Origin of the sequence: Vibrio sp. EJY3 (assembly GCF_000241385.1) — a bacterium.
Classification (GTDB): Bacteria; Pseudomonadota; Gammaproteobacteria; order Enterobacterales; family Vibrionaceae; genus Vibrio; species Vibrio natriegens.
Window position 1 is genome coordinate 2,496,580 of record NC_016613.1, and the last position, 12,249, is coordinate 2,508,828.

11 protein-coding genes are annotated in these 12,249 nt (G+C 45.2%); 1 reads left to right on the forward strand and 10 read right to left on the reverse strand.

Annotated elements, in window-relative coordinates:
• Positions 1 to 2: 2 nt before the first annotated feature.
• From apt to VEJY3_RS11285, 4 genes are all read right to left on the reverse strand, one after another.
• Positions 3 to 548 (reverse strand): adenine phosphoribosyltransferase, encoded by a 546-nt coding sequence (gene apt, locus VEJY3_RS11270; RefSeq protein WP_014232598.1) that lies wholly within the window; start codon positions 546 to 548, stop codon positions 3 to 5.
• A gap of 162 nt (positions 549 to 710) precedes the next feature.
• Positions 711 to 1,058, reverse strand: coding sequence for a YbaN family protein (locus VEJY3_RS11275; RefSeq protein WP_237333481.1), 348 nt, complete (start codon positions 1,056 to 1,058; stop codon positions 711 to 713).
• A gap of 74 nt (positions 1,059 to 1,132) precedes the next feature.
• Positions 1,133 to 1,261, reverse strand: a complete 129-nt coding sequence (locus tag VEJY3_RS26080) for a hypothetical protein (RefSeq protein ID WP_014232600.1) — start codon at positions 1,259 to 1,261, stop codon at positions 1,133 to 1,135.
• 230 nt (positions 1,262 to 1,491) lie between these two features.
• Positions 1,492 to 2,589, reverse strand: a complete 1,098-nt coding sequence (locus tag VEJY3_RS11285) for a response regulator (protein WP_014232601.1) — start codon at positions 2,587 to 2,589, stop codon at positions 1,492 to 1,494.
• A 297-nt stretch (positions 2,590 to 2,886) separates the two neighbouring features.
• Between VEJY3_RS11285 and VEJY3_RS11290 the strand changes: the two genes are divergently transcribed.
• Entirely contained in the window at positions 2,887 to 3,762 is an 876-nt protein-coding gene (locus VEJY3_RS11290; RefSeq protein ID WP_014232602.1) for a LysR family transcriptional regulator, read from the forward strand.
• 112 nt (positions 3,763 to 3,874) lie between these two features.
• On the opposite strand, the gene VEJY3_RS11295 is transcribed toward VEJY3_RS11290, so the two are convergent.
• The 6 genes from VEJY3_RS11295 to accD all read right to left on the reverse strand — a co-directional run bounded on the left by VEJY3_RS11295 (position 3,875) and on the right by accD (position 12,142).
• Positions 3,875 to 6,778 (reverse strand): polysaccharide lyase family 8 super-sandwich domain-containing protein, encoded by a 2,904-nt coding sequence (locus VEJY3_RS11295; protein ID WP_049794638.1) that lies wholly within the window; start codon positions 6,776 to 6,778, stop codon positions 3,875 to 3,877.
• 417 nt (positions 6,779 to 7,195) lie between these two features.
• Positions 7,196 to 8,710 carry an amidophosphoribosyltransferase gene (gene purF / locus VEJY3_RS11300; RefSeq protein WP_014232604.1) on the reverse strand — a complete coding sequence of 505 codons (1,515 nt, stop codon included), beginning with the start codon at positions 8,708 to 8,710 and terminating at the stop codon, positions 7,196 to 7,198.
• Positions 8,711 to 8,746: 36 nt separating this feature from the next.
• Positions 8,747 to 9,238, reverse strand: coding sequence for a CvpA family protein (locus VEJY3_RS11305; RefSeq protein ID WP_014232605.1), 492 nt, complete (start codon positions 9,236 to 9,238; stop codon positions 8,747 to 8,749).
• A 61-nt stretch (positions 9,239 to 9,299) separates the two neighbouring features.
• On the reverse strand, positions 9,300 to 9,893 hold the full coding sequence (locus tag VEJY3_RS11310) for an SPOR domain-containing protein (RefSeq protein WP_014232606.1): 594 nt from the start codon (positions 9,891 to 9,893) through the stop codon (positions 9,300 to 9,302).
• Between the two features lie 14 nt (positions 9,894 to 9,907).
• Entirely contained in the window at positions 9,908 to 11,170 is a 1,263-nt protein-coding gene (folC, locus tag VEJY3_RS11315; RefSeq protein WP_014232607.1) for a bifunctional tetrahydrofolate synthase/dihydrofolate synthase, read from the reverse strand.
• Between the two features lie 45 nt (positions 11,171 to 11,215).
• On the reverse strand, positions 11,216 to 12,142 hold the full coding sequence (gene accD, locus VEJY3_RS11320; protein ID WP_014232608.1) for an acetyl-CoA carboxylase, carboxyltransferase subunit beta: 927 nt from the start codon (positions 12,140 to 12,142) through the stop codon (positions 11,216 to 11,218).
• Positions 12,143 to 12,249 lie beyond the last annotated feature (107 nt).

The following is a 12,249-nucleotide window of genomic DNA, read 5'->3' on the forward strand; positions in this document are numbered from 1 at the left end:
TATTAATGTCCTTCGAAATCGCAGATGCTGTACACATTTAGACCTAACGCTTCTAAACGTTTATCACCACCGATTTCAGGTAGATTGATAACGAATGCAGCATGCTCAACTTCCCCACCTAATTGGCGAATCAGTTTCGTTGTTGCTTCGATAGTACCGCCAGTTGCTAGCAAATCGTCGACAACAAGTACTTTGTCACCTTCTACGATCGCGTCAGTATGGATTTCTAATGTATCCATGCCGTACTCTAACTCATATGACTGAGCAATCGTTGGACGTGGCAGTTTTCCTGGCTTACGTACTGGAACAAAACCCACACCTAGCTCAAGCGCTAGTGGCGCACCAAACAGGAAGCCGCGCGCTTCTGTACCCACAACTTTTGTAAATCCCATCGCTTTGTAACGTTCAACCAATAGGCCAATAGTCGCCTGGTACGCTTTCGCGTCTTCTAGCAGACTGGTCACGTCACGGAAAAGGATGCCTGGTTTTGGGTAATCTTGGATGCTTTTGATGCTAGATTTGATCAGTGAAATTGTTTCTGTAGTCATAATACCGATTTACTTAGATTGGCTCATCACCCTCTCGCTATCTCAGTATCACGAGGGCAACGAACAATAGGTTTTCATCGCTATGTGTTTATATTCGTAAACTCACAGGTGCTGAAAATACAAACGCCCACTCGAAGAGCGGGCACACTATTCCCTACAATATTAGTGATTTTCTTCTCGGTCAGCAACCGGCTCAATCACAGGTAGCCGCATAAACCAGCTAAGTAAAACGATTGCCATCCCTAAAAGTGCAATTTTCACCCAAACGACAGGGACAACAACAATTGAAATCGTAAAGCTGATCACAATAAAAATCGCGCCACGTTGTTTTACTTTAGGCTCAACGGCTTTATTTTGATGCCAGTTATACAAAATAGGGCCAAACGTATTGTGATTATGTAACCAATGATGGAATGCTGGGCTGCCTCGCATAAAACACGCACTGGCGAGCAAGATAAATGGAGTAGTTGGTAGTAGAGGAAGGACAATTCCGGCTATGCCGAGCAAAATGCAGAGTCCACCAACGATATTGAATAAGTAACGCTTAATACGAATGGTGAACTCCAGAAACGATAGCTAGTTTGTTAGCCCGCGTAGCCGTTGAATACACGCAGCCAGGTTAACGTTGCAGGTAGTGTTGGGATCATAAGTACTGCAATGAAACCTAAAAAGTACAAAATATTATAAGGCTCTTTAAACTCTTTGTCTGCCATGATGTTTCTTCTCACTATTTGACTTTGCTTCTCCCATGCCGCAACGTTAAGCACACGTTACACAAATGGGTCATTATTGTTTAGGCGCTGACTATACCTTATACAGGCGGTGATAAACACAAACAAAAAGTAAGGTTATTAATCTATCAATACGATTGAATGGCTCGAAAACGATATAAAAAAAGCAGCATTATTGCTGCTTTTCGTTTACCAGATTCGTATCTAGTGAATTATTCGTGGCGAGTGATATTTAGGCTAAAACTTGAAGAGCCCAGACATCCGATAGACAACTGCCCAGCGGTATTTAACGGTAAGTCCCTGGTGATGAAGTTTTTCAAGCTGCCACCACCCAAGCTATTTCCTGCTGCGATATGCTGGTTGGAATCACCATTTGACCACTGGCTATCTAAACCCGCAGGTAAAATCGAGACCGTAGATGACGCCAAATCTGCAACACCAAACACAGCATTAATTGGCCCTGCACATTCCGAGCATTCAATACCCTTCTCAATGATTCCCACCATGTCTTTAAGATCGGCACTAAAGTTCTTTAAGTTGCGTAGGTAATCATCAAATAATGCGCGTATGAGTAAAGTGGTCCCTACTCCGCTGTTACTTTGGGAAGCAGAGTCCACCAAGTAGAAAGCAAACTGTCCATTCATCAGCCAACGATAATCGAACACCAACGGCATTACGTCTGTCGATTGAAGTAGCCGGTATGAACAACGCCAGTCTCCTTGAGAAGCATCCTTATCCGGTAATAATGCATGAAGCAAATCTCTTGCCGCATTCGGGTTTTCTTGCAAGTACTCTAAATGCCAGTGAAGCTCTTGTTCATCTGGTATTTCTCCACCATCATCAACCCTGAACCATTGACTTGAAAAGTCACGTTGTTCAGAAAAATGACAGTCACAATCCTCAAGCGTATTATCGATGGCTTGTGTTAAATGTTTATAGTTACCTATCGGTTTGGGAAGAAAGTCTTTAATACCAAAACGCAACGCCTTTGCAACGTCTGACATTTCATCCGTGCCAGACACCACTATAAGCGGCAACGATGGATATTCCAGGCTGACTTCTTCGACGAACTCTATACCATCCAACAACGGCATAGATAAATCACATAAGACAAGATCGGGTTGGCATTCCCTAAGTTGTTGAAGTGCGTCTAAGCCATTTTCAGCTTCTACTACCTCAAAACCCTGACTTTCTAAATAGGCATTAGTTACATTGCGAAAAATGGCATCATCATCCACTAACATAATGAGTTTATGATGAACCGCTTCCTGCGCCGAGACCATTGCCGTATGACTGTGAGCCTTAAACATACCTTTACACCTCACATAGGTCAGTCAAAAACAAGTTTTTATTAAGTCTTTATTATTGTTGTACTTTTATCGATGAATCCCCCGCCATTTAAAGGCTTAGGTGGTCTCACCTCGTTATAAAACGTAGTCTGAAAAAGGCGTTTATACAAATATTCATTGGAATAGCATAGCTATATCAATGTTTGCTCGTAGCGGCCTGGTGTGGTCAAATAGTGCAACATGTTGACTTAAAGCAATCTTTCATAGCAAAGTTAATTATAAATTAGCGTCAATTAGTAACTTAATGTGTCTGGAAATATGAAATTAGATGATTTAAACCTATTTCGATTGGTTGTCGAAAATGGGAGCTATACAGCAACTTCGCGAAAAACTATGATTCCGGTTGCGACCATCACCCGACGCATTCAAGCGCTAGAAGACTCTGTTAATCTTCGACTACTGAACCGTCATGCTCGTAAGCTTTCTCTTACCGAAGCTGGTGAACGCTTTTACAAAGAATGTTCACCACTACTGCAAAGCCTAACTTCTACCGCCGAGGAAATTACAGACGACTGTCGTGGCGCATCCGGGCGAATCAAAATATCGGCTCCGTACAATCTAACAAAACGTATGATGATGCCGATGTTCAATGGCTTTATGAAGCAGTACCCCGATATAAATATTGAGCTAACAACAGAAAATAACGCGGATAAACTCGATCCAACAGAATGGGATGTCATCTTCCGAGTTGGTCCACAGCGTGACTCCAGCCTGATTGCTCGTAAAGTGGGCGAAGTAAAAGACATTTTGGTTGCGAGCCCTGACTACCTTGCAGCAAACCCAGCACCAGAGCACGCTGAAGAGCTTTCCAACCACTCTCTGCTTAAAGGCTACCCTTTAATCAAGTGGACACTGAAAAACAGTAAGGGAGAGTCTGTCGTAAACACGGATCGTGCACGCTTTCAGGCTAATGCACTGAATGTGGTTCGCAGTACCTGCTCTGAAGGCTTGGGCATCACTTTGATGCCGAATGTTATGGTCAAAGAATACATCGAGCGTGGTGACTTAATTCGTATTTTGCCAGACTGGAGTGCTAACCCTCGCGACATCTATATGCTTTATAACCATAAAGATCATTTGCCAGAAAAAGTACGCCTCTTCATCGACTACGTGATTGCTTATAACATTCACTAAGGCATCCAGTACCTATACAGTTCCGTTTAGGTTCTTTTTTAATAGAAAACGGCGACCCAATGTGGTCGCCGTTGAATATTGAAGATCAGATTAATTCAGGACTCACTCACCGTTAGAGTGCACGTTTGATATCCAATTCAGGAATCTGATCGGTTTCATCAGAGCCAAACGCGACAAAACCAAGACCTGAGTTTTCCAACAGCAAGCCAATAGCGCCATCAGAACGAGCATTGTTAACCAACTCTGTTACATCCAGCTCAACCCACTGCTTCTTCTGCTCACTGCTTACTGTCAATGCCGCATTGCTAGACTTGCTGGCTGGTAATGTATTCCAAGTAATACCAGTTTCACTCCAGTCATTATCTGCCAGTACGGATACATTAACCGTCTGGGACGAATCCCCGCCAATATTACGCACATGCAGCTTCAGTGTTGCTTTCTCTACTGCCGTATCGCGCAACTGGCTCAGGTCAAACTTCAACACCGACTTCACCGTTTTAGTCGCGCCTGCTTCAGCTGCTTCTTTATCAGCAATCTGACCTACCCACAGATCCCAGCGCGATACAACGTCGAAGTTTTCATCAGCATATTTGCCACCTTGTAGCTCTGTATCCGCTACTGCCAGCAGTGTCAGTTCCGGCTGACTCGCAGCTTCCAGTTCAGCATGCTTCTGTGCTTCCTGTGCGGCATCTCGCTCACTGTTATCTGGTCCTTCGTTCCAGTTAAAGGTCACGCTTTTACCTAGCTCAGCTGCACCACCCGGCGTTAGTACTCGATGAGTCACGTTACCATGAGTAGCCGACTGTAACACCAGCTCTAGGTCAGCATATTCTGCTCCAGGAGTAGACACACTGACTGTTGGCTGCTTACCGCTTTCATCAAGCAAAATAACACTCGGCAGGTTAACGGTAATCATTACGTCACCGCCAAGCTTAATGCTGCCCGCTTCATGGAACACAATGCCTGTCACGTTCAGATCGCTGTGACGTACTGCCTGAACTTGCTTGTTGTTCTGCAATACTTCTACCGGCAATACCTTCGCGTATTCTGCGGTTTGCTCAGCACTCTTACCCGGGGCAATCACATACTGGTACTTAGCCTCGTTAGGCTGTGAGCCATGCGTCATAGACAGAGTAAATACGTCCTTGCTGACCTCTTCCGCACTGCTGGTTCGACGGATCGATTTCCACGTCCCCGTTTGGGTCTGATTAGATACAGTACCCTTCCAACTGTCTGGGAATACATAACCCACGTTGTCATGGTGTACCCACTTAGCGTCCGTTACCAAGCGGCTGCCCTTCTGAACTACCTGACCATCAACGGTCACATCCCCATTAAGCAGTACCTGGTTAACCGAAGTATTAACCGGTTCATAGTGGGTAGAGTTGATACCAGCACCCAGCGCGACAACTTCATCTGCAAAGCTGAACCACGCTTTCTTAGCCTGAGTTCGGCCTTTGCCTTCACCGAATTCATAGAAATCCGGCTTAGTTGAGTGGGCAGTTTGTGAATGGCGAATAGTGATATCCATATCCATCACAGAAACACCGTAGCGATCGTTGGTGACGCCACCAACAAACGAAACATCCTGCTGCATGATACGTCCCCAATCCGCACCCTGAGCGACATATTCAGGTGCAGTTACGCCCGGAACCAGCTTCCAGTCCCATACAGGGAAGATGTTATGGTATTCGTTACCACGCTGTAGCAGGAAGGTGCTGCCGAAACTAAGCCAGAAGCCTTTCAGGTTTTCGCCATTACCCGCTTCGGCTGGCTCCACTCGTTGAGAGTTCATACCAATACTGAACATATGGCCGTCAGCAGCTTTCACCGAATAATCACTGCGCCAGAAGTGCTTAAAGCCGTTCAGGCCCGAGCCTTCACCACCAAATTCATGGCGTTTAAAGGCCTCAGCCTCTTCAGCTCGTTCCGGAGCCCATCCTGCAACGATATCTATCGCGGTGTTTTCCGGTAATGCGTCCGTACTATTAGGTGTAAATTCGGTGTTCTTAGTGCGGCTGATACCGCGGCTCATGGTGTTGTAGTCCCATTGCCCATGGCGTTTTGACCAGCGTTGGCCATCCAGCATATAAGCAACCAAAACATCAATTTTATCCTGGCCAAATGCCCAAGGCAGGCCTTCCACAAAGTTCGCCCATTTCGCTGCAGAATTGAACCACACCGGTCCATAGCCAGAGGTATACAATTGTGGACCGTGCTGATGGAATGAATAATCGGGCTGAACACCTGCTCCGGTACTAACCCCAATAGTAGCTTCGATGTCAGCAATCGCTTTACCGACCATCTCTGCATCATCAGCCAGTATACCGTGATTCAATACGGCTAATGCGATATCGGTACGGTTAGCCGCTTTTGGAATTGGGCTGTTCGGGTTGTTTGGCGAGTAATTCGGAATGCTCGGCAGATAAGCAGCAACTCTCTTACTTAATGCTTCACTCAGCGCATCTTTTGCCATTACAGCACTGGAACCGATTCGTTTCGGAATCCCGATATCATGCCACCACCAGTTCCAGCTTTGTGGATCCGCATCTAACCAATAGATCAGAGCGTTGCTGATCGCAGTACCCAACTCAGGATCAGGGTTTTCATTGTATGTCGCTGCCAGAATAACTAAGCGTTCCAGGTGATCTTTTGGCGACCAACCTGGTTTTTCTACCTGCTTGTAATTGACATCATACCAATAACCTTCAGGATTCCAGTACTTCTCCTTCACCTTGGTGCCATCTTCCTGCTCCACTTCTCTCTCGAGCTGAAGATATTCTGCTGCCAATGCTTCTAGAGTGGTTCCCTTATTCGTTGCTGTGGATTTTGCACTAGCAACGAAATCAGGGATTACGCGGTTTTTCAGGGTTTCAAAGTCTTCGGCTGTTGCCTGGACACCATCCTGAACCACCTCTTGTGGTTTTTGGTTATTGCTAGGCGCAGAGGTATCGTCTAAGCAGCCAGTCACCGCCATCAATGACATAGCCAGTAGCGAATATTTAAATGTTCTCACGTTCATTCCTTTCTAGTTTATAAACAACGTTTCACGCTGCATCGCTTATTGCGGCACTAATAATAGAAAACACAACAACATAATTGGAACGCTGTTTCACTATTGTTGCGACGGAAATCAAAAACAAAACCACAATATCGAAATGATGTTTTAATTTTAAAAAATACGCTTTGTAACATGTGAAAAGTCGTGATTTACTGTTTAAAAATATGAGTTGATATAAACAGGATTTTTCTATGCCAATAACAGCAGCGGTATTATTGGCTAATGGTTGGAAAGAGGTGAAACGGTGATGTTTCTTGAATTTTTGAGGCTTTAAAAAATGAAAAAGCACTGAACGTATTCACGTTCAGTGCTTAATATATTGGCTATCTTCATTTAGGATCAACCGGGGTTATCCCGGATGATCAATGCGCGTTACGCGCCTTCGTTATGAAGCTCTAGGTTCGCTAAATCTTGCTGAATCTCACGTTGAGTTTTTGCATCATCGTTACGCAAGCCATCTAGGAAGTCTAGGTACTGCTGATCAATGTCACCCGTCACATACTCACCGTTAAATACCGATGTATCAAACTGGGTGATGTCTTGGTTACCAAGGCCAACGGCTTGAACTAAATCCTCAAGCTTTTGGTAGATCAACGCATCTGCGCCAATATGCTTACAGATAGTCTCGTTGTCACGACCGTGAGCGATTAGCTCGGTAGCACTTGGCATGTCGATACCGTAAACGTTCGGGAAACGAACTTCTGGAGCAGCTGAGACCATGTATACACGCTTCGCACCAGAGTCACGAGCCATCTCAATGATCTGCTCTGACGTCGTACCACGAACGATAGAGTCATCAACCAAAAGTACATTCTTGTCTTTAAATTCAGAACGAATCGCATTCAGTTTACGGCGTACAGACTTCTTACGCTGTTGTTGACCCGGCATGATGAACGTACGGCCTACATAGCGGTTTTTCACGAAGCCTTGACGGTATGGTTTGTCGATAGCTTGCGCAATTTGCAGAGCAATATCACACGAGGTTTCTGGAATTGGGATAACAACGTCGATATCAAGATCAGCGTAGTCTTCACTGATACGTTCACCTAGCTTTTTACCCATTTCAACGCGAGCGCTGTAAACAGAAATTTTATCAATGAATGAGTCAGGACGAGCAAAGTAAACAAACTCAAAGATACATGGGTTTAGCTTTGGATTATCTGCACATTGTTTAGTGTATAGCTCACCATCGAAAGTTGCGTAAACCGCTTCACCTGGTGCCACGTCTCGAACAAAGTCAAAACCTACTGCATCAAGAGCAACAGACTCAGATGCCACCATGTATTCAGTACGACCCTTTTCTTCGCGTTTACCCAAACAAAGAGGACGAATGCCATTCGGGTCACGGAACGCAATCATACCGTGGCCAATGATCATTGCAGTTACTGCGTATGCGCCGCGAATTGTACGATGGACGTTAGTCACCGCGCGGAAGACGTCTTCTGTCGTTACATTGCCTTTCACAGAATCGATTTCGTGAGCAAGCACGTTCAGCAACACTTCTGAATCTGACGTCGTGTTGATGTGGCGACGGTCTTTTTCAAACAGCTTTTGGCGAACTTCGTGAGCGTTGGTTAAGTTACCATTGTGGGCAAGTGTAATACCGAAAGGAGAGTTTACGTAGAAAGGCTGAGCTTCTGAAGCACTTGAACTACCAGCAGTTGGGTAGCGTACATGACCGATACCAACTTCACCTTGCAAGCGTTGCATATGTTTTGCTTCGAACACATCCTTGACTAAACCGTTCGCCTTACGCAGACGAAAACGATTGCTTTCTATGGTACAAATACCCGCTGCATCTTGGCCACGATGCTGTAACACCGTTAACGCGTCATAAATAGACTGGTTTACAGGGGTTGTGCCCACGATTCCAACAATACCACACATGTCCTAATCCTCGATTTGCGACAGTAGCTGGCACTACTAGATAGTGCCAGAAAGAAAACTTGACGTTGCTTGTAAATGCTCAAAGAAGGGAGCGATCACACGTTTGAACTCAGGGACTAACTGTGACGCTTTCCACCAATCCGAGCTTGGGAATGCGGTAAACGCATCCATAAAAAACAGTAGCGCAGAAACAATTAAAACTCCGCGTAAACCACCAAAGACCATACCAAGAAGTCGGTCAGTACCTGATAGCCCTGTTTTTTGTACTAGTTGGCCAATGACATAATTCACCACTGCACCAACGATTAGTGTTGCGACAAATAATGCCGCTATCGCAGCTCCGTTTCGGAACATGTCGTCTTCGATATTGGAGAAATATACCGCCAATTTGGTGTAGTAGTTACTGGAGATAAAAAACGCTCCAAACCAAATCACCAAAGACAACGCTTCTTTAGCAAAACCACGAACTAAACTGATCAAAGCTGAAAACCCGATCACCCCTAAAATGACAAAATCTAACCAATTCATATTTTCTTCATCTTAAGTTGGCGCGCATTTTAACAGAAAAAATGCTGACGCAAACGTTTTCTTATGGATTTAACGGCTTAAATTTAAGCAATTGACCTTTTGAGCCAGTAATTTTTTGTAATTCTTGAACTTGTCGTTCCAGTTTACTTTTTGACACATCTGGGCCAACAATGACACGCGTAAATTCATTTTCTTGTTTCGTGTGAGCCTGATAACCACGCTTTTGCAAATCGGCAACTAACGCGACCGCATTGTCATGATTCTTAAGTGCCATCAACTGAATGATCCATGCAGAATCTTCATATTGATTTTTCTCAACAACCGGACGAGCATCGACTTCAACTTGCTCTGGTTGTTTAGTCTCTTCTTGCTGCGCTACCGGTTCAGGTTGCGGTTTTGAAACGGCGACCTGAGGCTCTTCTGACTCCTGCACCACTGCCTCTACTGGAGAGTCAGGCAATGCAATATCATCTTCGACAGGCTCGAGTATTTCGAAGTTTTCCACATCACTATCAAGCTCAGGTTTGATAGGAATGCTGGCAAATTCTTCTTTGTAGTGAAGTTTTTTACCATCTAGTACATCTGGGAGCACAATCACTCCCACTGCCACCAGAATGATAGTGCCGACTAAACGACTCTGAAATTTACTTGCCATCAAATTACCTTTGGTTATTTATTACTTGCTTGCCAATGCTCCAACACCTCACCCACGGTATGGAAAGAACCAACCACCAAAATAACATCGTCTTGTTGTGCGCTTGTTTTCGCATTTTCAAACGCTTCTACGGGTGTCTGGAACTGAACTTGCCCCTGAGGTAAGTATTGACACAACTCTTCTGCAGTCGCAGCACGAGGGCCTGTAAGCGATGCTGGGTACCATTGAGTGGCAATAGGTGCCAGTGCTTCAACGGTGGCTTTTATGTCCTTATCGTGCAGCATAGCAATCACAACATGAATGTGCTTACCCGCATACTGATGCTTCACCTTTTCCACTAAATATTCAGCAGAGTGTGGATTGTGAGCAACATCAAGTACGATTTCTGGCTCGCTCTGTAACACCTGCATTCGACCTGCGAGTCGAGCATTATTCAAGCCATTGACGAGGTTTATGTCAGTGATTTGCAATTCTGAAGCACCAAGCGCCATAAGTGCTGTCGCCGCGTTTGGTAACGGCAGTGACGGGACAGGTAAATCTTCAAGATCGAACGCACCACTTGTCCAACTCCAACCTTTGTCGGTCAGTTTATAGTCAAACTGGATGCCAACCTGGAAAAACTCTGCACCGATATCGTCCGCGTGCGCGGCCACAGTTGCAGGAGGTAAAGGCTGACCACAGATGGCAGGCTTACCTGAGCGGTAGATGCCCGCTTTTTCAAATCCGATAACATTGATGTCATCACCAAGCCAATCAACATGGTCAACAGCTAAGCTGGTAATGACTGACACATCGTGATCAACGACGTTGGTGGCATCCAAACGGCCGCCTAAACCCACTTCGAGCAGGACAACATCTACTTTTTCTGTCTGAAAGATTCGTAATGCGGCAAGGGTTCCAAATTCAAACAAACTTAACGTGATATCACCACGCTGCTTTTCTACAAAGTCGAACGCTTGGCAATGTTTCGCGTCTTCTACGTCTACGCCATTAATGCGTACACGCTCGTTATAACGAATCAGGTGGGGTGAACTGTAAACACCTACTGAATAGCCGGCGTCTAATAAAATCGCTTCCATTAACGCACACGTTGAGCCTTTACCATTGGTACCGGCAACAGTGATAACCGTCGGAGCTGGTTTTGTGAGGTTGGCTTTACTTGCTACCGCTTGAACACGGTCTAAGCCAAGGTCGATTGCTGAGGAATGAATATTTGCTAAATAATCAAGCCACATCTCTAGAGAGGATGTGGCTTGAGGAATTGAGTTTTGGGTCATCTAACTTTAACCATTAATTTCTTTGGCTTTATGTTAGCTGTTACTTTACCCTTTTTCGTCCACTTCTGGTACAGAATATGGCTCTTCATTTGGAGATTCGTTAACCGAAACCACCAAAGGAGACTTGTGGTTAGTCATCTTAGCGATAAGACCACCCACGCGTTGACGCATTTCACGACGATCAACGATCATATCGATAGCACCGTGGTCAAGCAGGAACTCACTGCGCTGGAAGCCTTCTGGAAGATCTTCACGTACCGTTTGCTCAATTACGCGACGACCCGCGAAACCAATCAACGCTTTAGGCTCGCCAATGTTGATGTCGCCTAACATTGCCAAACTTGCTGATACGCCACCCATGGTTGGGTCAGTCAGGATTGAGAAGAACGGCAGACCTTTTTCAGATAGACGTTCAAGTGCTGCACTGGTTTTTGCCATTTGCATTAGAGACATCAATGCCTCTTGCATACGTGCGCCACCACTTGCGGAGAAACAAACAAGTGCACAGTTGTTCTCGATTGCAGCTTCTACCGCTTTAACAAAGCGAGCGCCAACGACAGAACCCATTGAGCCACCCATGAAAGAGAACTCAAACGCACAAGCTACCAGTGGCATGCCTAGTAGTTCACCCTGCATTACAACCAATGCGTCTTTCTCACCGCTGCTCTTTTGAGCCGCTGAAATACGCTCTTTGTAGCGCTTAGAGTCTTTAAACTTCAGCTTGTCTTGAGGCTCAAGATCAGAACCCAGTTCAACACGGTTACCTTCGTCCAGAAATGTTTCCAAACGACGACGCGCTTTCATACGCATGTGATGGTTACACTTAGGACATACTTCTAGGTTACGCTCCAGTTCAGCATGGTACAGAACCTGCTCACAAGAGGTACATTTTGTCCACACACCTTCTGGGATAGAAGCTTTACGTGAACTTACAAGATTGCTTTTTTCTAAAATCTTTTCAAGCCAACTCATGGAAGACCTTTTCTCTCAACTCTTCCGCTTCATTGCGAAAGATAGTAATTCGAAATAACACCGACGGATTAAACCATATCTTACCGCTACTGTAGATAAAAAACTGG